Source organism: Pseudomonas sp. D8002 (assembly GCF_013385695.1).
GTDB lineage: Bacteria > Pseudomonadota > Gammaproteobacteria > Pseudomonadales > Pseudomonadaceae > Aquipseudomonas.
Genome location: NZ_JACAPM010000026.1, coordinates 22,839 through 43,284, shown reverse-complemented (window position 1 = coordinate 43,284; position 20,446 = coordinate 22,839). Strand labels below are relative to the sequence as shown.

Genomic DNA, 20,446 nt, shown 5'->3' with positions numbered 1-20,446 from the left:
ATGATTCTCGATTTTAGGTAATTGTCTCGATTTTATCCATCCCATAAAGTTACTTCCAAGCCGCCAGCCAAGCTTCACAGCGGCGCTGAACGCACCCCTTACCGAATCGAAACCATTAAAAGGAAGTCACCATGTCTATTCGCGAATTGCTCAACCCAGCCAACTCCACCCTGATCCTGATCGACCACCAGCCGCAGATGGCCTTTGGCGTGCAGTCGATCGATCGCCAGACCCTGAAGAACAACACGGTGGCGCTGGCCAAGGCCGCCAAGATCTTCAACGTACCGACCATCCTGACCTCGGTTGAGACCAAGAGCTTCAGCGGCTATATCTGGCCGGAGCTGCTGAATGTGTTCCCGGACCAGCAGCCAATTGAGCGCACTTCGATGAACTCCTGGGAAGACAAGGCGCTGGTGGCCGCGGTGAAGGCCACCGGGCGCAAGAAGCTGATCATGGCGGCCCTGTGGACCGAGGTGTGCCTGAACTTTCCGGCCCTGGAAGCCCTGGCCGAAGGCTACGAGGTGTACATCGTCACCGACGCCTCCGGCGGCACCAGCAAAGAAGCGCATGACATGTCGGTGCAACGGATGATTCAGGCGGGCGCGGTACCGGTCACCTGGCAGCAAGTGCTGTTGGAATACCAGCGTGACTGGGCTCACAAGGAAACCTACGACGCGGTGATGGGCCTGGTACAGGAGCACAGCGGCGCTTACGGCATGGGCGTGGATTACGCCTACACCATGGTTCACGGCGCGCCGCAGCGTCAGGTCAAGTAAGGTCCAACGCAAAAAAAACGGCACAACTCGGGTTGTGCCGTTTTTTGTTGTTACATCACTGCCTTTTCCGCCGGGGGCAGGTGACTGGCCCCCAGCACCGCCGGCAACATCCCCGCCCGCAAGTCACCGCCGCTGGGCTGCTGGTACAGGCTCAAACCAAATTCCGGCAGCACCGCCAGCAGGTAGTCGAAGATATCGCCCTGGATCCGCTCGTAGTCGGCCCATGCGGTGGTGCGGGTGAAGCAGTAGATCTCCAGCGGAATGCCCTGGGCGGTGGTCTGCATCTGCCGCACCATGCAGGTCATGTTCGGTTGGATCTCCGGATGGCTTTTCAGATAGGCCAGGGCATACGCGCGGAAGGTGCCGATATTGGTCATGCGTCGGCGGTTGGCGGACATCGCCGCGACATTGCCCTGAGCTTCGTTCCAAGCCTTGAGCTCGGCCTTCTTGCGGCTCATGTAGTCGGTCAGCAGGTGTACTTGGGTGAGCTTCAGCTCTTCGTCGTCGCGGATGAAACGCACGCCGCTGGCGTCGATATACAGGCTGCGCTTGATCCGCCGGCCACCGGAGGCCTGCATGCCGCGCCAGTTCTTGAACGACTCGGACATCAGGCGCCAGGTGGGAATCGAGACGATGGTCTTGTCGAAGTTCTGCACTTTGACGGTGTGCAGGGTGATGTCGACCACGTCACCGTCGGCGCCGACCTGGGGCATTTCGATCCAGTCGCCGACCCGCAGCATGTCGTTGCTGGTCAGTTGCACGCTGGCGACGAACGATAGCAGGGTGTCCTTGTAGACCAACAGAATCACCGCCGACATTGCACCCAGACCGGAAAGCAGCAGCAATGGCGAGCGGTCGATCAACGTGGCGACGATGATGATTGCGCCAAACACGAACAGCACCATCTTCGCCAACTGCACATAGCCCTTGATCGAGCGGGTGCGGGCGTGTTCGGTGCGGGCATAGATGTCCAGCAGGGCGTTGAGCAGTGCACTGATCGCCAGCACCATGAACAGAATGGTGAACGCCAGGGCGACATTGCCGATGAACAGGGTGGCGGTCTTGCTCAGGTCCGGCACCAGGTACAGGCCGAACTGGATCACCAGTGACGGCGTCATCTGTGCCAGGCGATGGAAGACTTTGTTGTGCCGCAGGTCATTGAGCCAGTGCAGCGCGGGTTGCCGGCCCAGCAGCTTGACGGCGTGCAGGATGAGGTACCGGGCCACTCGTCCGAGCAGCAATGCCACTACCAGCAACACCATCAGCGCGAGGCTGGAATGCAGCAGCGGGTGTTCGTCGAGGGTGCCCCAAAGGTCTTTGACGTTGAGCCAGAGCTGTTTGATATCCATGGGTAAACGCGATTCTTCTGTAAGACGTGACGGGCCGATTAGAGCATTTAAGTACGTCAAAGTTGTGGTTGTGGACAAATCCCCTGACAAAAAAGCGCCTGATTAACGCAGTTCGCGTAAAGAAACTCGGCCTCGGCGCCCGAAACCGTTACCCTATGCAGCTGTTTTTTTGTATTTCTTCGAGGTAGCACCCGTGTTTTCCCAATTCGCCCTGCACGAACGCCTGCTCAAAGCCGTGGCCGAGCTTAAATTTGTCGAGCCAACGCCTGTGCAAGCAGCGGCCATCCCGCTCGCGCTCGAAGGGCGTGACCTGCGGGTGACGGCTCAAACCGGGAGTGGCAAGACCGCCGCTTTCGTCCTGCCGATCCTTAACCGTCTGATCGGCCCGGCGAAAGTCCGTGTCAGCATCAAGACCCTGATCCTGCTGCCGACCCGCGAACTGGCCCAGCAGACCTTGAAGGAAGTGGAGCGCTTCTCGCAGTTCACTTTCATCAAGTCCGGCCTGATCACCGGCGGCGAAGACTTCAAGGTCCAGGCCGCCATGTTGCGCAAGGTGCCGGACATCCTGATCGGTACTCCGGGCCGGATGATCGAGCAATTGAACGCCGGCAACCTGGACCTCAAGGAAGTTGAAGTGCTGGTGCTCGACGAAGCCGACCGCATGCTCGACATGGGTTTTGCCGACGACGTGCAGCGCCTGGTGCAAGAGTGCGTGAACCGCCAGCAGACCATGCTGTTCTCGGCCACCACCGGTGGTTCGACCCTGCGCGACATGGTCGCCAAGGTCCTGAACAACCCTGAGCACCTGCAGGTCAACAACGTCAGCGACCTGAACTCGACCACCCGTCAGCAGATCATCACCGCTGACCACAACGTGCACAAAGAGCAGATCCTCAACTGGTTGCTGGCCAACGAGACCTATCAGAAGGCTATCGTGTTCACCAACACCCGGGCCATGGCCGACCGCATCTACGGTCGCCTGGTGGCTCAGGAGTACAAGGCGTTCGTCCTGCACGGTGAGAAAGACCAGAAGGACCGCAAGCTGGCCATCGACCGCCTCAAGCAAGGCGGCGTGAAGATCCTGGTCGCCACCGACGTTGCCGCCCGCGGCCTGGATGTTGACGGCCTGGACATGGTGATCAACTTTGATATGCCCCGTAGCGGCGACGAATACGTACACCGTATCGGCCGTACCGGGCGTGCCGGCAACGATGGCCTGGCGATCTCGCTGATCTGCCATGGCGACTGGAACCTGATGTCGAGCATCGAGCGCTACTTGAAGCAGTCGTTCGAGCGCCGCACCATCAAGGAAGTCAAAGGCACCTACGGCGGGCCGAAGAAGGTCAAGGCGTCGGGCAAGGCTGTTGGCGTGAAGAAGAAAAAGGTCGACGCCAAGGGCGACAAGAAGAAGGCCGGTGCCAAGTCGCCGACCAAGCGCAAGATTGCCAACCGTCCAAAGACCGACAACCTGTCGTTGGTCAGCAAGGACGGCATGGCGCCTCTGAAGCGCCGCAAGCCGGAAGCACCGGCTGCCGAGTAAAGCTTGAGCCACAAAAAAACCGGACAATGTCCGGTTTTTTTTCGCCTCAGTTTTTGGTTTTGTCGGTCGCTTCTTTCAGTTCCGTGAGGCGCTGGTCGATCAGTTGGCACTTGTCGGGCAGGTCTGCGCTGGCGGTTTCCAGCTTCATGTTCTGCAGTTCTTCGTTGATCTCCTTGGCCTTCTCTGGATTCTGCTGGGTGAGCTCGGTCACCTTCTTGGCCAGTTGCTCACGTTTGACGGTGGCCTCTTCCGGCGTGCAGGCCCAGGCGGGCAGGGCGGCAAGCAGCGTGGCCGCCACGGTCATATTCAGCAGGGTTTTCATAATTCGGACCTCCATGGCGATGATGTTCGGTTGAGGGCCGCGAGCGCTTAAAAGTTCAGCGAAATTGCGCCTGTCCACTAGGCTGAACGGACGATGGCCCGGCATGTCACACCTTTGAAGGGCCTATTTCGTGTGCCTTCAGGAGGAATCAGGATGACGACTTACGATTGGGATTTGATCGAACGATTGCTGCATGAGGTACAGAACGGTGGCGCCAACTTCGCCCCGCGCAAATATGCCGAGGAGGAAGCCGCTGAAAGGGCTAATGCTAGAGAGCCCATCGGTAACCTTGATAAGTTCAAAAAGACCGCAGCGGATTACGAGGCGTTGTTGTTCAAGCACGGCTTTATTGAGTCGAGGTCAGAGGAAGAGTGCGGCAATGGGGAGAATTTCAAATTGACCCCGCGCGGCTCACAGCTGCTGAGCCTGATCGACAGCAGCATCCCCGGCAATAATCACCCCCGGCAGGTGCTGGACGAACAGGCGGATGCGCTGGATCCGGCGACGTTTGATGAAGTGGCTTCGAAAGCACAGATTGCCTGATGTCTACGGGGTGCCAGCCTTCAGGCATTTAAGGGCCTTGAAATCGCTGCGCACCTTGTCGATCTTCTGCGTGAGCTTCTGGCGTTGCGGCACTGTGCTTTCCGCCATCAGGTCGACGATCAGGCTGCGGGCTGCGGTTTCGGTCTGGGCGTAGGCCTGGCGATATTCAGGAGTCCACAGGCTTTCGCGGTTCACCAGCAGTTGCTCGATCTTCTGAGGGAAATCGCTGCTGTGGCGATCTTTGACCGCTGCGATAAAGAGCGTTTGCCAGTGGGCGCGGTTGCCAATCCATTGTTGGTTCTGCTCACCCAAGGCGATCGACCAGGCGGTGACGCGATTCTGCTGGCTGGCGCTTAACGGCCCGAGCCACGCATCGAGGCGCTTGTTCATGCGCTCGGCGCGCTCTTTGATCTGCTGCTCGAGGGGTGGTTTCAGGTATTCGTCCTGACGCTTGCGCAGGTCCTTGGCGAATGCTTGCTCCATATCCTGTACTTGCTGGTCGTCCAGCCCCTGCAGTAGCTCGACGGCGGACGGCGTGATCGCCCGGGCGCTCTCGGCAATGGCTTGTTTGGCTTCGGCGGTACGGGTTTGCAGGGCGGCGTCGGTCACCTGGTTGGTGTCGACCATCTGTTGCAGGCGATCGAGCCAGTCCAGGTAGCCCGGCAACTGGGTGGTGCAATGCCAGGCCAGGTGTTCCTTGAGTGTGTCGTTGAACCAGCTCTTCTGCCCGGCGTTCATTTCCAGGTAGTCGCTGAGGGTCCAGGGGATGATCACATCCAGATTGCGATAGGCCAGGCCCACCCGATTGCAGCCGGCAAGCACCAGGCTGAGGGTCAGCAACATCACCAGAAATTTTAACCGACGCAGCATGAGCGAGTCCTTGCGCAGACGAGAGTATTGCATCTGAACCCGTCAGGGCAGCGACAGTTCAGCTCATCAATAAAACGCTCGCTCGGCCTTCAGGGTCAACAGCCCGTCGCATTGCGAGTTGTGTCCGGAGTAGGCCGAGCAATCGCCGCCGCTGAGGCTGGAGTCGCTGTAGATCAGGTTCAGGTCGACGCCCATCCATGGCCTGGAAAATTGTACCGACCAGTCGCTGAAGCTGCGGATCGAGCTGCCATCGGCCACCGAGACCGGGGTGCCGAGCTGGTGGGTGGTGTACTTCATGCTGACGCCGATGCCGAATGGCTTGGTGCCGCCGAGGTCGGCGAACAGGGTGCTGTCCTGCCGGTCCGGGTCGTTGCTGAAGGAGGCGCCGAAGCGATTGCCCAGCAAGGTCAGGCCGCCGTAGAACTCCTGGCTGTCGAGGGGGCTCAGCTTGGGATAGCTGTAGTGAATCATCCCCAGTTCATAACCCAGGGTCTGGTCGAAGGGGCGTTTGAAACCCAGGTAGGAGTCGACTTCCAGGTTGCTGGTCGGGGAAATGCCCATGCTCGGTGAGAATTGGCCGAGGTACAGGCCGCTGCCGTGGCTCAGGTCCAGGCCGCCATGGAACGAGTCGCTCCCGGGTGCCGTGGGCTTTACCAGGCCTTGAGCCATGCTTCGGCTGGGTGTCGTGCCCAATTTCAGGTCGAAATCACCCAATTCACGCTGGAAAACCTGCGCTTCGGCGAGGGGGCTGGCCAACAGGGCACCGGCCAGGAATATGCAGGATTTGAGCATGCTTCACTCCATGAAAAGCGAGGAGCAGTAACGGGAAATATCAGGCAAATGCCCGATCTAGACGTGTGCAAGCATACCGGCGATGGTTCGCAGATGAGGCCCGTTCGTCGATTGGCGTAATAAAGGGGTGTATCAGAGGGTAGTGCGGGCTCTAGTCCTAGCGCCTTGAAAGGCAAAGCGCATAGGGACCAGGTGTAATGCGCGAGTCTTACTTTTTACCCAGGGTGATCTGCTTGGACGGGCCGAAAGTCTGGCCGCTTACGCCTTTGGCAATCTGCTGGATTTCGCCGCCCTGCTTGAGGAATGCAGCAATTTGGCTGTTGATCGATTCGCTGGTTTCAACGGCGGGAGCTGGCTTTGCTTTGCTGTTGGATGCTTTTACGCGCATGGCGGCCACTAACCTGTAGAAAATTAACTTGGCCATGCATCGTACATGAAATGCTTGACAATTGCTTGGCAAATATCCCCCTGAAATATACGCAGGGTTTATGAATCGCCTGGATTATTAAGTGAAATACTCACCTAACTTGCTGTTTTAACTCGAATCCCTCGAGGAAATCCGGCCGTGGGTACTGGCCGGATTCAGCCCGATGACCTGACGAGCGGGGCGCTTCTCGGCAAACCCATGATTTTTCAGACCTGTACGCCGGTACGCGGGACCGCCGTCGTCAACTCGGGTAGAATGCCGCCCACGCAATGAGGGTATTTGAGATGGCTTTAGTCGGGCGCTACAACAGCTTGCAAGTGGTTAAACACACTAACTTTGGTTTGTACCTGGATGGTGATCAAGAGGGCGAAATCCTCTTGCCCAACCGATATATCCCCAAAGATATTCCCAGTGAAGATGAAGACTGGCTCAACGTTTTCATTTATCTGGACAGCGATGACAAACTTATCGCGACCACCGAAAAACCAAAAGTACAGGTGGGTGAATTTGCCAGTCTGAAAGTGGTTGAAGTCAACAGTATCGGTGTATTCCTCGATTGGGGCCTGCCCAAGGATCTGCTGCTGCCTTACTCCGAAGAAAAGCGCCAGCTGACCGCCGGTGAGTATTGCGTGGTACACGTCTACCTCGACAAACACACCAAGCGCATCACCGCCACCGCACGCCTTGACCGCTACCTGGACAAGACCCCGGCCACCTACAAGGTCGGCCAGGAAGTTGACTTGCTGGTGGCCGAAGCCACCGACATGGGCTTCAAGGCCATTATCAACAACAAGCACTGGGGCCTGATCCACAAGAACGAAGTGTTCAAGTTCCTGCGCCCGGGCAAGGAAGAGAAAGGCTTCATCAAGGAAATCCGCGCCGACGGCAATATCAGCCTGAGCCTGCAGCCTGTGGGTGAAGAAGCGGCCTCCAGCCTGAACTCGAAGATCCTCGCCAAGTTGCGCGACAACAACGGCACCTTGCCGGTCAGCGATAAAAGCGACCCGGCACTGATCAGCAGTTTGTTCGGTGTCAGCAAAGGCAACTTCAAGAAGGCCATCGGCGCCCTCTACAAGCAGGGTCACATCGTGATCCACGCGGATCGCATTGAACTAAGCTGATCGCGGTTTGCTCTTTTGTAGGAGCGAGGGGGACGCCTGGTTCTTGCTCGCGAAGAACGTCAAGGCAACGTGTTCATTCAGACTGGGCGCGTTATCGTTGACGACCATCGCGAGCAAGCTCGCTCCTACAAAGGTCACGACGATGTGCAGGAAAACACTCTTCGCCTACCTCGGCACCTTGCTCGCCTTTCTGATTCTTGACGGCCTTTGGCTTAGCGTCCTCATGGGGCCGACCTACAAAGCGCTGCTCGGCCCGCTGATGCTCGATCAGCCGCGCCTGTTCCCGGCTGTGGCGTTCTATCTCCTCTATGTATTTGGTTGTCTGGTGTTTGTCGTCCTTCCGGCTTCGGCGAGCGGCGGCTGGCAACGTGCCGCGCGGCTTGGCGCGTTGCTGGGGCTGGTGGCTTACGGCACCTATGACTTGAGCAATTGGGCGACCTTGCAAGGCTGGTCTGCCGGGCTGGCCGTTATGGACATCGCTTGGGGCACCTTTCTGAGTGCGGTTTGCTGCACCGTGGGCTATCAATGTGCACGCAGGGTGCACAATTGATTGTGTACAGGAATCATCTGCACCATCCCTGAGCGAAGCTGCACTGTCTATCTCCGGATAGTCCCGCGTACCAGAGGGATTGTGCCGAATTTCATTCGATTGGCACGCATTCTGCTCATCAACTCGTATACAAACCATGCCGCCTCCCGTACGCACTCCCGTCGCGGGTGGCAGGCCGGTATTTACGAGGAGCCCTGCGATGACCGAACAATTGCCCAAAGGCTACAGCCCGCGCCTGTACAACCAGGACCTGGGACCGCTGCCGCAAAAATGGAACTGGTACAACATCTTCGCCTTCTGGATGAGCGACGTGCACAGCGTCGGCGGCTACGTATTCGCCGCCAGCCTGTTCGCCCTGGGGCTGGCCAGTTGGCAGGTATTGATCGCCTTGCTCGCCGGGATTTGCATTGTGCAATTGATCGCCAACCTGGTGGCCAAGCCGAGCCAGCAGGCGGCAGTGCCGTACCCGGTAATCTGCCGGTTGGCCTTTGGGGTATTCGGGGCGAATATCCCGGCGGTGATTCGTGGGTTGATCGCAGTGGCCTGGTACGGGATCCAGACATACCTGGCGTCCAGTGCATTGATCATCGTGGTGCTGCGCTTTTTCCCACAGATGGCGGTATACGCAGAGCCGCACTTTGCCGGCCTGTCGTACCTGGGCTGGTTCGGTTTCCTCAGCCTGTGGACGCTCCAGGCGCTGGTGTTCTGGGCGGGCATGGAGTCCATCCGTCGTTTCATCGACTGGGCGGGGCCTGTGGTCTATGCGGTGATGTTTGCCCTGGCAGGCTGGATCGTCTGGAAGGCTGGCTGGGCCAATATCAGCTTCACCCTGGCGGAAAAATCCCTCTCAGGCTGGCAGGCATTTGGCCAAATCATCGTGGCAACCGCGTTGGTGGTGTCGTACTTTTCCGGGCCGACCTTGAACTTCGGTGATTTCAGCCGCTACTGCCGCACGATGAAAGACGTGCGTCGCGGAAATTTCTGGGGCTTGCCGGTAAATTTCCTGGCGTTCTCCCTGGTCACCGTGGTGATCGTCTCGGGCACCTTGCCGGTGTTCGGCGAAATGCTCCACGACCCGATTGCCACCGTTTCGCGCATCGACAATGACATGGCTGTGTTGCTGGGGGCGTTCGCCTTTGTCACCGCGACTATCGGCATCAACATCGTGGCCAACTTCGTCTCGCCGGCCTTTGACTTCGCCAACGTGGCACCGAGCAAAATCAGCTGGCGTGCCGGTGGAATGATTGCGGCGGTGGCCTCGATCTTCATCACCCCATGGAACCTGTTCAACAACCCGCTGATGATCCACTACACCCTCGATATCCTCGCCGCGTTTATCGGGCCGTTGTTCGGGATTCTGCTGGTGGATTTCTACCTGATCAAAAAACAGAAGATCGACGTGGATGCGCTGTTCGATGACAGCCCGAGCGGGCGCTACTACTTTGACGGCGGCGTGAACTGGACGGCGGTCAAGGCGCTGGTGCCCGCGACGCTGGTGGGCGTCGCGATTACCTTCACCCCGGTGCTGCAGGGAATGGCCAATTTCGCCTGGTTTACCGGCTGCTTCCTGGGTGGGCTGTTTTTCCTGGTGTTGGCGCGGCGTGAACAGGTTCGCGCGCCTGTGTCGATGGTTGCCGGCTGACCAGCACCGATCCGGCCACCAACAAACCGGCGCCTGCTACCACCAGCGCCGGTTGCAGGCCGCCGCTGAGGTGGCTGCTCACCGACGCCAGCAACGGACCGCTCAATTGGCCGATCGCAAAGCTGGCGGTCAGCAACCCGGTGCTGCGCTGGTAGCCGTGGGGGGCGACCTCACGCAAGCGCGCCATCACCAGTTGCATGCACGCCAGGAATGGCCCACCGCACAGCAACACCCCCAGCGCCAGCCCCCAACCGTTGCCCAGCAGGCAGGCAAACACGCCTGCCGCTTGCAGCCAAAGGGTTGTCATCAGCCAGCGACGGGTGGTTTCCGGGTCCTTGCGGCGCAAACTTGCCGCCACCACGCCAATCGCGGCAGCCAGGCCAAAGCAGGGCCAGAACAGGTCTGCTTGCCATGCGCCCTTGAATTGCGCGCTGGCCATCTGTGACAGGAATGTCGCCGGGATGATGTAGCCAAGGCCATACAACACGTAGATCCAGCACAGATGTGTGATGCTGCCGTTGCTGGCCACGTCGGTGTGGCTGGCAGCGGGCGAGTCGGCAGCGGAAGGCTTGGGCAGGAACGGCAGGATTGCCAGCAGCATGACCAGGGCGACTACCCCATACACCAGCCACAAGGTTGCAGAGTCTTGCCCCAACAGGTTGGAGCCCAGCGCCAGCAACCCGGTCAACAGAATTCCCAGCCCCGGCCCCGCAAATACCAGCGCACCCAGGCGTGGGCGCCCGGCCGCAATGGCCAGCGGCTGGCTCAGGCTGGTAATCATCACCAGCGCCCATGCACTGGCTACACCGGTACCAAAGCGCAACAACAGATGCGGCCAGAACCCGTGGGCCCAGTACGACGCCAGGGTCAGCAGCACACACAGCCACAGCCCACCGTACAAACGCCCGCGTACATGGTGATGGCTGCGGGCAAAGATCGAATCCACCGCACCGACGAAATAACCCAGGTAGTTGGCCGCCGCAATCAGGCCGGCGCCGGTCAGGTCGATCTGCCCTTCACTGAGCAAATGCGGCATTTGCGGGGTGAGCGCGAATCGACCTATGCCCATGGCCATCATCAGGGCGATAAAGCTGGCGAGTAAGCGGATCAGCGGTGACATGGAGGTTTTTCCTGGGAGCAGCGAGTGACCATCAGGCTAAAGCGGATTGACTTTCTTTAAAAATGAATAATAGTGAGTAACTTGTTCAGTTTTGGAGAATGGTGATGGAGTTCAGTCAATTGCGGATTTTCCAGGCCGTGGCCGAGGAAGGCTCCATCACCCGTGCCGCTGAGCGCTTGCACCGGGTGCCGTCCAACCTGTCGACCCGGCTTAAACAGATGGAAGAACAACTGGGCGTCGAACTGTTCGTGCGCGAGCGCCAGCGCTTGCAGCTTTCTCCTGCAGGCAAAGTGCTGCTGGACTACAGTGCGCGCCTGCTGGCCCTGCATGACGAAGCCCATGGCGCGGTGCAGGGCGGGCAACCGGCTGGAGACTTTGTGCTCGGCAGCATGTACAGCACGGCGGCGATTCATTTGCCCAAGCTGCTGGCGCGTTACCACAAGGCGTATCCGATGGTGAACCTGCAGGTGCAGTCAGCTCCCAGCGGTGAACTGCTGGAAGGCTTGATCACCGGGCGCCTGGACGCCGCATTGGTGGATGGGCCGTTGACCCTGGCCACCCTCGACGGCGTGCCGCTGTGCGAAGAGCGCCTGCTGCTGATCTGCGAGGCGGATCATCCGCCGGTGCGTGGGCCGCAGGATGTTGCCGGCCGTTCGGTGTTCACTTTCCGACGCAGTTGTTCTTATCGGGCGCGCCTGGAAGCCTGGTTTTCCCACGATCGCGTGGCCATGGGCCGGGCCATCGAGATCGAGTCCTACCAGGGCATGCTGGCCTGTGTAATCGCCGGTTCCGGCGTGGCGTTGATGTCGGAATCGATGCTCGACAGCCTGCCGGGCAAGGACAGCGTGTCCATTCATCCGCTGGCCGAGCCTTTTGCCAGCGCCACCACCTGGTTGATGTGGCGCAAGGGCATGCTCGGCGCTAACCTCAATGCGTGGATTGACCTGCAGCAGGAGGGCAAGGTGCTACCGGAAACCGAAACCCGAGCGATTGCTTGAACGATCCGTCAGGATTTTGATCAATTCAGTAATAGTTCGTTGTGGTTTCGTTCAAGCAATACGTAAGACTTAAGACTACTATCTGTAGGAAGCGGCCACAGAATTCCAGCCGCTCAGCATTACCCCAAGGGGGCACCATGAAAGAGAAACTGCAAAACTGGCTGCACGACCTCGGCGTCGCACTCGGCTTGATCGAGCCACCGCTGCAACCGGTGCCAATCCGCACCGATGACGAGCAGCGTCGCCCGCGTCGCAGGTAAGTCCTGGAAAGCGCTCAAGCATGTTTGTTTGGGCGCGGCCAGGAGGTTTGCCTATGTATTGGAGTCATGATTGATCATGACCCGTTGCTGTGTACTTCAATTCTTCGTCTGGCTTTGGCCGGACGTTTTCATTTCCGGGGTTTGGTGATTTTCTCAAGACACCTGCTTTCGGAATAATCCTTCAAATATTTAATTTAACAATGCCACGGTAATACCGATTGGTAGTCCGGACGTGTGCGCGTCAGTCGAGTTTTGCCATTAAGTATCGGAATTGGACTACCTGTTTGTCAGAGTCGACGGGCTTATTTGATTATTAGGATAGGCGTAGGTTGAGTTTCATCACGAAAAGATTTGTATCGTTTGCAGTTCTTACAAGCCCCCAACTTCATTGAGTTGCGCTCTCCGGAGTATGAGCCAGTCAGAACTGTTGGAGACAAAACCATGATGTTCTCTTCCGTTCCGCCAGTCGCCGCGTCACTTATTGCCACCACCGAAAACATCTTGCATATCGCCCCTGCATCGCGTGGCTGGAAAGCTGATGCACCCGGCAACGTGGTGTTTTTCCCGCCGACGTTAACCAAGCAGGCTCTGCTTATACAGATTGCACTGCTGCGCCCATCAACGATCATTGTCGCAGACCAGGTTATTGATGCCGACGTCATCAACCAATGGCGTATATCCCACCCATTTGGGGAACTCTGTTTGGTCCGCAGAGGTACAAGTCTGGATAAGATCCGATTGGATCTGTGCGAGCGCAACAATGTTCGAGTGATTAACACGCCAGGGGTCAATGCGCCGCATGTTGCTGCCTATATTGCGCACTGGCTGACGCTGGCAGATGGCTCCTTGCCCCATGATATCTGTGTACTGGGATACGGCAATGTAGGGAAAGAGCTTGTTAAGTTGTTGCTTGCTCGAGATCCGGATGTTCGGATTAAGGTGTTGGGTCGACGCGATCGAGTGTCGGACAGTTTCGGGAAAGCCTCTTCCGATTGCAGGGTTTCATTGGTTGGCGACTGGCTCGAGGCGCTCGAGGGGGCCAATGCAGTCGCCCTATGCTTATCCCTGAATGATGAATCCATTTATCGCATTGATCGGACCCTCATTCAGTGCCTGCACAGAAAGGCTCGCCTTGTCTGTGTCGCCAAGCCGGATGTCTTTAGCGACGATGCGTTGCAGACCCTGGCAGTCTCCGAAGATATCCAGCTCATATTGGACTACGGCCCCAGGACACTGGATGCGTTTCGGGTGCGCACACAAGCGCTCGGCTGCAGTGTCTCCAGGTGGTACAAGCCGGCGACGCTGACGACACAGGCGGCCACCACCGAAGCCTGCCATTGCGACCTCGACTATGCGGTCTCGGTGCAACTGAGCTTGATGGCCTTGCGCGGCCTTGTCCGGCGCAAACTCGCACACTCATTGGCGATCCCCTCTCGGCAAGCCGATGCCGGTGCGCCGCGTGTGTCGATCATCGGCAGAGGTATCAACGGGCTGCTCCAAGCCGTGATGTTCCGCCTGGCAAATTATCAGGTCACGGTTTATGGAGGAAATCAGCAGCGCGATGGTGCCAGTCACAAGCAGGTGAACATGCGTCATCTGTCAGCAACGGAGACGACTGCAAAACCGCTGCCTAACGATTACCTGACTCCCGCAAATCAGTACCTGGCCATTGAGTGCAATCGCGCAGGCATCGAGCTGTTTGAAAAATTCCTGGCCGACAACCCATCGCTGGCACGATTTGCACGATCGCGAATTGTACGAGCCTATGTGGACGACTCCAGTGGCACGGAGGCCGCGATCCGCGAGCAATGGGATATTGAAAACAGGCCTTGGCCGAGTGGCAAGCCGGGGCGAGAGCTTGCAGAGATCAGTCAGCTGCAATTCCAGGCAATGTATGGAGTTCCCGAGGTCGGGCGGGCGATTGAGGTGTCGGGCTACGATCTGGAATTTATCCATTTAATGGATGAGATGGTGACGCTTTTGCAGCGCTCAGGGGTTGAGTTCCTGCCACGGCACCTGAGTCCGGTCCAAATTGCCGATCTGAGTAGAGAGCACTTTGTCGTCACGGCCATGGGGGTGGACGAGCCAGAGGTCATCCCGATCATTGGCTGGTTTTTCAAGCTGCGCGCCGTTGATGATGAAGGTGTCGACATGCGCGGACTCAAGCTGCAGTACGACCTGCCAATCGGCGTCATGAATTGCCGCCTGGACGGGAACTGCATCCTTGTCTCCGCCGGGCAGGTGCCGCCCGATTCGACGCCGCAGTACAAGGAGCAGATACGGGCGGCGTGCCTGGCTGCCGTTTCTCGACACTTTCCAAAGTCCTGCAGCCGTGCGATCGAACGTGGCGACTTGCAACAAATCGAATGTGCCAGGCCCGGCACCGCAGATGGACTTTCAATCGTGCATTGGTCCGCCTACAACCGCATTGTCGCGGGGGCAACTTATGCCGGGGGCACCACGCAGGGATTGGTATGGGCTTCTTTGGTCCAGGAAGTCATCCAGGCCAGAGCGCCGGGGGTTTCGGCAGTGTGGGAATAAAAAAACGGGTGCGACATCCGACGTCGCACCCGCTGAAGAAAGCTACTTTCAACTATTCGTTCAGATCGCCCGAGCCGCAACAGCCTCCGGACGACGGGACAGCAAACTCACCAGCACAAAACTCACCAGGCCCACACCCAGGCTGTAGTAGATCGGCGTATTGGCGTCCAAACCATCCTTGATCATGAACACCAGCGCGGTCACAAAACCCAGGGTCATGGAGGTGATCGCCCCGGAAGTTGTCGCACGCTTCCAGAAAATCGCCCCGATCAGCGGGATCAACATGCCGCCCACCAACAGGTTGTATGCCAGGGTCAGTGCGCTGATCACATCACTCACCACCAGCGCGATACCCAACACGGCGATACCGGTCAGCAAGGTAAACAGACGGTTGATCTTCAAGCTCGACTGCTTGCCACCACGCAGGCGCGGCAGCAGGTCTTCGGTCAATACGGTGGAAGCGGCGAGCAAGCCGGCGCTGGCGGTGGACATCATCGCGGCCAGTGCAGCGGCGATCACCAGGCCGCGGATACCGTCGGGCAGCGAGACTTTGACGATGGCGGCGAACGCATTGTTGACGTTGTCCAGGTCCGGGATCAGTACGTGGGCGGCCATGCCGATCAGCGCACAGGCCAGGCCGTAGAGGATGCAGTAGAAACCGGCGAAGGTGCCTGCGTACTGGGCGACCTTTTCGTCGCGGGCGGTGAACACCCGTTGCCAGATGTCCTGGCCGATCAGGATGCCGAAGAAGTAGATCATGAAGTAGGTGATGATGGTGTCCCAGCCGATTTCAGTGAAGCTGAAATTCGACGCGGGCAGTTTGGCCACCAATTCATCCCAACCGCCGACGCGGTACAGGCAGATTGGTAGCAGGATAAACATCAGGCCGACCGTCTTGATCACGAACTGCACGATGTCGGTCAGGGTCAGCGACCACATGCCGCCAATGGTCGAGTACACCACCACCACGCCACCGCCTACCAATACCGACATCCAGAACGGCAGGTCGAACAACACTTGCAGCACGGTGCCGATGGCCAGGATCGAGGTCACGCCGATCATCAGCGCGTAGGCCAGCATGATCACCGCACTGGCCTGGCGGGCCATGGGGTTGTAGCGTTTCTCCAGGACCTGGGTCACGGTGAAGATTTTCAGTTTCAGCAGCGGCTTGGCCAGGAACAGGTTCAGCGCAATGATCCCCGCGCCCAGCGCGGCGCACAGCCAGAAACCGGAAATACCATGTACATAGCCCAGGCGCACGGTGCCGACGGTGGACGCACCGCCCAGCACCGTGGCAGCCATGGTGCCCATGTACAGCGTCGGGCCGAGGTTGCGGCCGGCCACCAGGTAGTCTTCATGGGTCTTGGCGCGGCGCATGCCGTAGTAGCCGAGCACCAGCATGCCGGCGGCGTAGATGAGGACGACGAATAGATCTAAGGCCATGACGGCGAGTCTCCGATTATCTTTTTTATGTGGGGCTAAAGGGGGCTGTGTGGCGAGGGAGCGTGCTCCCGCTGGGCTGCATTGCAGCCCCAATCCATTCCACGCAATTCATCAGGCGGCCTCCCGACTGCTGCGCAGTCGAACGGGAGCAGGCTCCCTCGCCACAGTCGGTCCGTAGACGGCAGCCGGTTCAGGGAACACGCGAAGCAGTGTCAGGTACACCAGCGAGGCCAGGCCCAGGGTCACCGGCAAGCTGATGTCGATGCCGTCGGCGAGGTTGCCCAGCGGCCCGACAAACTGCCCCGGCAGGTTGACGAAGCACAGGCCCACCAGCGCACTCGGGATCCAGGCCCCCAGGCCGCGCCAGTTCCAGCCATGGCTGAACCAGTAGCGCCCGCCGGTTTCGCCGCGAGTGAACACTTGCAGGTCATCCGGGCAGTAGTAACCCCGGCGCACGATCAGGCCGATGATCATCATCACCATCCAAGGCGTGGTGCAGGTGATGATCAGCACGGCGAAGGTCGACACGCTCTGCACCAGGTTGGCGGCGAAACGTCCGATAAAGATGAAGGCAATCGACATCACCCCGATCAGCAGCGTTGCCTTGACCCGGGACAGCAGGCGCGGGAATACGCTGGACATGTCCAGGCCGGTGCCATACAGCGAGGTGGTGCCGGTGGACATGCCGCCGATCACCGCGATCAGGCACACCGGCAGGAAGAACCAGCTCGGTGCCACCGCCAGCAGGCCGCCGACATAGTTGTTGGCCGCGATATAGTCCGGTGCCTTGACTGCCACGATGGTCGCGGTGGCCAGGCCGAACAGGAACGGGATCAAGGTGGCGATCTGCGCGAACACCACCGCCAGCATGATCCGCATCTTCGAGGTTTCCCGCGGGATGTAGCGCGACCAGTCACCGAGGAACGCGCCGAAGGAAATCGGGTTGCTCATGGCCACCAGTGCTGCACCGATAAACGCCGCCCAGAAGCCGGTCTGGCCGAGGGCAACGGTGCCGGCGAAGTGGCTGTCGAAGGCCGGCGCGAAGGCGAAGATCCCCAGCAGGAACAGCAGGCTCGCCGCCCACACTGCGATGCGGTTGACCCACAGCATGAAGCGAAAGCCGTAGATGCACACCGTCAGCACGAGAATGGCGAAGACGCCGTAGGCCAGGCCCAGGGTCAGGTCGGTTTCCGGCAAGCCCACCAGACGTTTCGCACCGCCCACCAGCGCATCGCCTGAACTCCACACCGACAGTGAGAAGAACGCAATAGCGGTCAGCAGCGACAGGAACGAGCCGACAATCCGCCCGTGCACACCAAAGTGCGCACCGGAAGACACGGCGTTGTTGGTGCCATTGATCGGACCGAACAGACCCATGGGGGCGAGGATCACCGCACCCACCAGCACGCCCAGCACAATCGCCCAGACGCCGGCCTGGAACGACAAGCCAAACAGCACCGGAAAGCTCCCCAGCACGGCGGTGGCGAAGGTGTTGGCACCGCCGAAAATCAGGCGAAACAAATCCTTCGGCCCGGCGGTACGTTCGTGGTCCGGGATCTGTTCGACGCCGTTGGTTTCTATGTTGCGAATACTGTTTTCGTTGTTTTTATTATTCATGATCTGCTCCGATCACATTGGCTAATGGGGCGGCAGCCCTTCCGGCATAGCGGACAAATGTTCGTGACAGGCCAGCCACAGGCCTTCTTTTTGTTGTGTGCGATCCCCTTGCCGCTTGAAGACAATGGTCTCGCGTTCCTGGCTAAAGAATTGCTCCCCGTTCATGCGCAGCTCGGTGGCCACGTCATGCACAAATACCGCGACGTCACCGTGCAGGCTGACGAAAGCGTTGCTTGAGGTGCAGGAAAGCACCTCAAATCCCTCGTCCCGGCGCCAGCTGTCCCACAACACCTGGTAGGCATCGCGACTCAGCAGCGGCTGGGGGAGGGTGTAGAACACGAAGCTGGCATCGGCACTGAACGCACCGAAGTAGGCGTCGCGGTCATTGCGGGCGAAGGCCGACACCAGGTCGGCCGCGGCTTTTAATACCTCGGCCTGGGCGCTCATCAGCGGTGCGCCACGCCCGGCAATACGCAGAGCATTTCGTACAGCAGGTTGGCGCCCAGCAGCGAGGTGTTGCCGGTGGTGTCGTACGGCGGCGAAACTTCTACCAGGTCGCAACCAATCAGATCCAGGCCTTGGCAGCCGCGGATGATTTCAATCGCCTGGATCGTGGTCAAGCCACCGATTTCCGGGGTGCCGGTGCCGGGCGCCCAGGCTGGGTCGATGCCGTCGATATCGAAGCTCAGGTACACCGGGCCACCGCCGACTTTCTCGCGCACTTCAGCCATCAGGGGCGCCAGCGAGTGATGCCAGCATTCTTCGGCCTGGACCACGCGGAAGCCCTGTTTGCGGCTCCAGTTGAAGTCTTCGGCGGTGTAGCCCTGGGCGCGCAGGCCGATTTGCACCACGCGGTCGCAATCCAGCAAGCCTTCTTCCACCGCGCGGCGGAAGGTGGTGCCGTGGGCGATTTTCTCGCCGAACATGTGGTCGTTGACGTCGGCGTGGGCATCGATGTGCACCAGCCCGACCTTGCCGTGTTTCTTGTGGATCGCCCGCAGGATCGGCAGGGTGATGGTGTGGTCACCGCCCAGGGTCATCGGGATCACATTGTGTTCGAGGATCTCGTCGTAGGCTTCTTCGATGATGCGCACAGCGTCCAGCAGGTTGAAGGTGTTGATCGCCACGTCGCCGATGTCGGCAACCGACAGCGAGTCAAACGGCGCGGCGCCGGTGGCCATGTTGTAAGGGCGGATCATCACCGATTCGGCGCGAATTTCCCGCGGCCCGAAACGGGTGCCGGCACGCAGGGAGGTGCCGATGTCCAGGGGCACGCCGACGAAGGCGGCATCCAGGCCCTTGGCCGATTGCAGATGGGGAAGACGCATCATGGTGGCGATGCCGGCGAAGCGCGGCATTTCGTTGCCGCCCAGTGGTTGGTGGAAAATCTTGTCCACGGGATTGCCTCATCGTTTTGTTTATTAGAAGCCGATTCTGCGAAATGCATGGGAAGGGAAGAATCGGCAGGGGCAAATACTTAGTTCAGATTTTTCTAAACTAATGCCTGAGGTAAACTCGGCTCAAATGTGGGAGCGGGCTTGCTCGCGAATACGGTGTGTCAGTCACGGAGGGTTCGATTGATCCACCGCATTCGCGAGCAAGCCCGCTCCCACAGGTTTTATGTTTGCCTCTGGAGAGCCCATGGCCAACGCCTTGCCCGACCTGAAACTCCTGCGCATCTTCGTCAGCGTCGTGCGGCACCAGGGTTTCGCCAATGCCCAGCACGAACTCAACCTGTCGACCTCGGCCATCAGCACTTACATGAGCCAGCTGGAAGCCGCGTTGGGCCTGGTGCTGTGCCATCGCGGGCGGGGCGGGTTCAGCCTCACCAGCAAGGGCGAGTTGTTCCATCAGGAAACCCTGCGCCTGCTGGGCGAGCTGGAAGGCTTCGAGCAATACGCCGCCGCGCTCAAAGGCGAACTGCGCGGCACCCTGAAACTCGGCGTACTCGACTCCACCGTCAGCGACAAGGCCTTGCCGTTTGCCGAAGTGATCGGCGCCTACAGTCAGGAACACCCGGCGGTGCATTTGCACCTGTCGGTGATGAGTCCTTACGAGTTGCAACTCGGCGTCCAGGACAATCGCCTGGACCTGGCCATCGGTGCGTTTTCCAACCGGATGAGCGGGCTGATCTATATGCCGCTGTACCGCGAACAGCACTGGCTGTATTGCAGCACCCGTCACCCATTGTTCAACGAGCGGCGCATTCCCGAACAAGTCATCACCCAGCAACGCATGGTCGGTCGTGGTTACTGGAGCCAGGCCGAACTGGCGCGTCACGGCTTCAAGCACAGCGCCGCCACGGTGGAAAGTATGGAGGCGCAATTGATCCTGGTGCTGTCCGGCGCCTACATCGGCTACCTCCCGGAGCACTACGCCCAGGCCTGGGCCGACAAAGGGGATTTGCGGGTACTGCTGCCGGCAACCTTTGGTTACCAGGCGCCGTTCTCGATGATCATGCGCCGGGGCCGCAGCCGCGAACCCCTGATCCAGACCTTCCGCGATTTACTCAAAGCCCAGCTCAACCAGGCCTGA

General features: G+C 59.3%; 20 protein-coding genes. 10 read left to right on the top strand and 10 right to left on the bottom strand.

All coding sequences use genetic code 11. From position 1 onward, the window contains the following. Positions 1–131 precede the first annotated feature (131 nt). On the top strand, positions 132–776 hold the full coding sequence (locus HX807_RS15250) for a hydrolase (RefSeq protein ID WP_177050390.1): 645 nt from the start codon (positions 132–134) through the stop codon (positions 774–776). A gap of 50 nt (positions 777–826) precedes the next feature. On the opposite strand, the gene HX807_RS15245 is transcribed toward HX807_RS15250, so the two are convergent. Further along, positions 827–2,125 carry a mechanosensitive ion channel family protein gene (locus HX807_RS15245; protein ID WP_003210716.1) on the bottom strand — a complete coding sequence of 433 codons (1,299 nt, stop codon included), beginning with the start codon at positions 2,123–2,125 and terminating at the stop codon, positions 827–829. Between the two features lie 193 nt (positions 2,126–2,318). On the opposite strand from HX807_RS15245, the gene HX807_RS15240 reads away from it, so the two are divergent. Further along, on the top strand, positions 2,319–3,665 hold the full coding sequence (locus HX807_RS15240; protein ID WP_063034035.1) for a DEAD/DEAH box helicase: 1,347 nt from the start codon (positions 2,319–2,321) through the stop codon (positions 3,663–3,665). Positions 3,666–3,711: 46 nt separating this feature from the next. Here HX807_RS15240 and HX807_RS15235 read toward each other — a convergent pair whose 3' ends face one another. After that, on the bottom strand, positions 3,712–3,987 hold the full coding sequence (locus HX807_RS15235) for a hypothetical protein (protein ID WP_177050389.1): 276 nt from the start codon (positions 3,985–3,987) through the stop codon (positions 3,712–3,714). 153 nt (positions 3,988–4,140) lie between these two features. On the opposite strand from HX807_RS15235, the gene HX807_RS15230 reads away from it, so the two are divergent. Then, positions 4,141–4,530: a hypothetical protein gene (locus HX807_RS15230; RefSeq protein WP_008438132.1), complete on the top strand. Its 390-nt coding sequence runs from the start codon at positions 4,141–4,143 to the stop codon at positions 4,528–4,530. Between the two features lie 3 nt (positions 4,531–4,533). On the opposite strand, the gene HX807_RS15225 is transcribed toward HX807_RS15230, so the two are convergent. The 3 genes from HX807_RS15225 to HX807_RS15215 form a co-directional block, all read right to left on the bottom strand. Further along, positions 4,534–5,400, bottom strand: coding sequence for a DUF6279 family lipoprotein (locus HX807_RS15225; RefSeq protein WP_008438133.1), 867 nt, complete (start codon positions 5,398–5,400; stop codon positions 4,534–4,536). 66 nt (positions 5,401–5,466) lie between these two features. Then, a complete protein-coding gene (locus HX807_RS15220) occupies positions 5,467–6,192 on the bottom strand; it encodes a TorF family putative porin (RefSeq protein ID WP_003210721.1) in 726 nt (241 codons plus the stop codon). Positions 6,193–6,400: 208 nt separating this feature from the next. Then, on the bottom strand, positions 6,401–6,580 hold the full coding sequence (locus HX807_RS15215; protein ID WP_003210722.1) for a hypothetical protein: 180 nt from the start codon (positions 6,578–6,580) through the stop codon (positions 6,401–6,403). Positions 6,581–6,903: 323 nt separating this feature from the next. Here HX807_RS15215 and HX807_RS15210 point away from each other — a divergent pair, with 323 nt between their 5' ends. The 3 genes from HX807_RS15210 to HX807_RS15200 all read left to right on the top strand — a co-directional run bounded on the left by HX807_RS15210 (position 6,904) and on the right by HX807_RS15200 (position 9,932). After that, a complete protein-coding gene (locus tag HX807_RS15210) occupies positions 6,904–7,740 on the top strand; it encodes a S1 RNA-binding domain-containing protein (protein WP_076014775.1) in 837 nt (278 codons plus the stop codon). 142 nt (positions 7,741–7,882) lie between these two features. Then, the gene (locus HX807_RS15205) at positions 7,883–8,290 is read left to right on the top strand and encodes a DUF2177 family protein (RefSeq protein WP_177050452.1); all 408 of its coding nucleotides are present in this window, start codon (positions 7,883–7,885) and stop codon (positions 8,288–8,290) included. Positions 8,291–8,489: 199 nt separating this feature from the next. Then, positions 8,490–9,932 carry an NCS1 family nucleobase:cation symporter-1 gene (locus HX807_RS15200; RefSeq protein WP_087694816.1) on the top strand — a complete coding sequence of 481 codons (1,443 nt, stop codon included), beginning with the start codon at positions 8,490–8,492 and terminating at the stop codon, positions 9,930–9,932. On the opposite strand, the gene HX807_RS15195 is transcribed toward HX807_RS15200, so the two are convergent. Beyond that, positions 9,844–11,052 carry an MFS transporter gene (locus HX807_RS15195; protein ID WP_177050388.1) on the bottom strand — a complete coding sequence of 403 codons (1,209 nt, stop codon included), beginning with the start codon at positions 11,050–11,052 and terminating at the stop codon, positions 9,844–9,846. The two genes, HX807_RS15200 and HX807_RS15195, sit on opposite strands and share 89 nt — an antisense overlap. Before the next feature lie 104 nt (positions 11,053–11,156). Between HX807_RS15195 and HX807_RS15190 the strand changes: the two genes are divergently transcribed. The 3 genes from HX807_RS15190 (at position 11,157) to HX807_RS15185 (ending at position 14,851) form a co-directional block, all read left to right on the top strand. Further along, positions 11,157–12,050 (top strand): LysR family transcriptional regulator, encoded by an 894-nt coding sequence (locus tag HX807_RS15190; RefSeq protein WP_003210727.1) that lies wholly within the window; start codon positions 11,157–11,159, stop codon positions 12,048–12,050. A 137-nt stretch (positions 12,051–12,187) separates the two neighbouring features. Continuing rightward, a complete protein-coding gene (locus HX807_RS31680; RefSeq protein ID WP_003210728.1) occupies positions 12,188–12,310 on the top strand; it encodes a PA1414 family protein in 123 nt (40 codons plus the stop codon). A gap of 441 nt (positions 12,311–12,751) precedes the next feature. Beyond that, positions 12,752–14,851 (top strand): FAD-dependent oxidoreductase, encoded by a 2,100-nt coding sequence (locus HX807_RS15185; protein ID WP_177050387.1) that lies wholly within the window; start codon positions 12,752–12,754, stop codon positions 14,849–14,851. 60 nt (positions 14,852–14,911) lie between these two features. On the opposite strand, the gene HX807_RS15180 is transcribed toward HX807_RS15185, so the two are convergent. The 4 genes from HX807_RS15180 to speB form a co-directional block, all read right to left on the bottom strand. After that, a complete protein-coding gene (locus tag HX807_RS15180) occupies positions 14,912–16,294 on the bottom strand; it encodes a sodium:solute symporter (RefSeq protein WP_003210730.1) in 1,383 nt (460 codons plus the stop codon). Between the two features lie 111 nt (positions 16,295–16,405). Continuing rightward, positions 16,406–17,911, bottom strand: coding sequence for a cytosine permease (locus HX807_RS15175; RefSeq protein ID WP_003210731.1), 1,506 nt, complete (start codon positions 17,909–17,911; stop codon positions 16,406–16,408). Positions 17,912–17,932: 21 nt separating this feature from the next. Further along, positions 17,933–18,358 (bottom strand): nuclear transport factor 2 family protein, encoded by a 426-nt coding sequence (locus HX807_RS15170; RefSeq protein ID WP_003210732.1) that lies wholly within the window; start codon positions 18,356–18,358, stop codon positions 17,933–17,935. Then, positions 18,358–19,308 (bottom strand): agmatinase, encoded by a 951-nt coding sequence (speB, locus tag HX807_RS15165; protein WP_003210733.1) that lies wholly within the window; start codon positions 19,306–19,308, stop codon positions 18,358–18,360. Before speB ends, HX807_RS15170 begins: the two co-directional genes overlap by 1 nt. A 244-nt stretch (positions 19,309–19,552) precedes the next feature. On the opposite strand from speB, the gene HX807_RS15160 reads away from it, so the two are divergent. Continuing rightward, positions 19,553–20,446 carry a LysR family transcriptional regulator gene (locus HX807_RS15160; RefSeq protein ID WP_003210734.1) on the top strand — a complete coding sequence of 298 codons (894 nt, stop codon included), beginning with the start codon at positions 19,553–19,555 and terminating at the stop codon, positions 20,444–20,446.

Coding starts and splice junctions, on each gene's coding strand:
- HX807_RS15250 (WP_177050390.1), top strand. CDS start 132: ATGTCTATTCGCGAATTGCTCAACCCAGCCAACTCCACCCTGATCCTG.
- HX807_RS15245 (WP_003210716.1), bottom strand. CDS start 2,125: ATGGATATCAAACAGCTCTGGCTCAACGTCAAAGACCTTTGGGGCACC.
- HX807_RS15235 (WP_177050389.1), bottom strand. CDS start 3,987: ATGAAAACCCTGCTGAATATGACCGTGGCGGCCACGCTGCTTGCCGCC.
- HX807_RS15230 (WP_008438132.1), top strand. CDS start 4,141: ATGACGACTTACGATTGGGATTTGATCGAACGATTGCTGCATGAGGTA.
- HX807_RS15225 (WP_008438133.1), bottom strand. CDS start 5,400: ATGCTGCGTCGGTTAAAATTTCTGGTGATGTTGCTGACCCTCAGCCTG.
- HX807_RS15220 (WP_003210721.1), bottom strand. CDS start 6,192: ATGCTCAAATCCTGCATATTCCTGGCCGGTGCCCTGTTGGCCAGCCCC.
- HX807_RS15215 (WP_003210722.1), bottom strand. CDS start 6,580: ATGCGCGTAAAAGCATCCAACAGCAAAGCAAAGCCAGCTCCCGCCGTT.
- HX807_RS15210 (WP_076014775.1), top strand. CDS start 6,904: ATGGCTTTAGTCGGGCGCTACAACAGCTTGCAAGTGGTTAAACACACT.
- HX807_RS15205 (WP_177050452.1), top strand. CDS start 7,883: ATGTGCAGGAAAACACTCTTCGCCTACCTCGGCACCTTGCTCGCCTTT.
- HX807_RS15200 (WP_087694816.1), top strand. CDS start 8,490: ATGACCGAACAATTGCCCAAAGGCTACAGCCCGCGCCTGTACAACCAG.
- HX807_RS15195 (WP_177050388.1), bottom strand. CDS start 11,052: ATGTCACCGCTGATCCGCTTACTCGCCAGCTTTATCGCCCTGATGATG.
- HX807_RS15190 (WP_003210727.1), top strand. CDS start 11,157: ATGGAGTTCAGTCAATTGCGGATTTTCCAGGCCGTGGCCGAGGAAGGC.
- HX807_RS31680 (WP_003210728.1), top strand. CDS start 12,188: ATGAAAGAGAAACTGCAAAACTGGCTGCACGACCTCGGCGTCGCACTC.
- HX807_RS15185 (WP_177050387.1), top strand. CDS start 12,752: ATGATGTTCTCTTCCGTTCCGCCAGTCGCCGCGTCACTTATTGCCACC.
- HX807_RS15180 (WP_003210730.1), bottom strand. CDS start 16,294: ATGGCCTTAGATCTATTCGTCGTCCTCATCTACGCCGCCGGCATGCTG.
- HX807_RS15175 (WP_003210731.1), bottom strand. CDS start 17,911: ATGAATAATAAAAACAACGAAAACAGTATTCGCAACATAGAAACCAAC.
- HX807_RS15170 (WP_003210732.1), bottom strand. CDS start 18,358: ATGAGCGCCCAGGCCGAGGTATTAAAAGCCGCGGCCGACCTGGTGTCG.
- HX807_RS15160 (WP_003210734.1), top strand. CDS start 19,553: ATGGCCAACGCCTTGCCCGACCTGAAACTCCTGCGCATCTTCGTCAGC.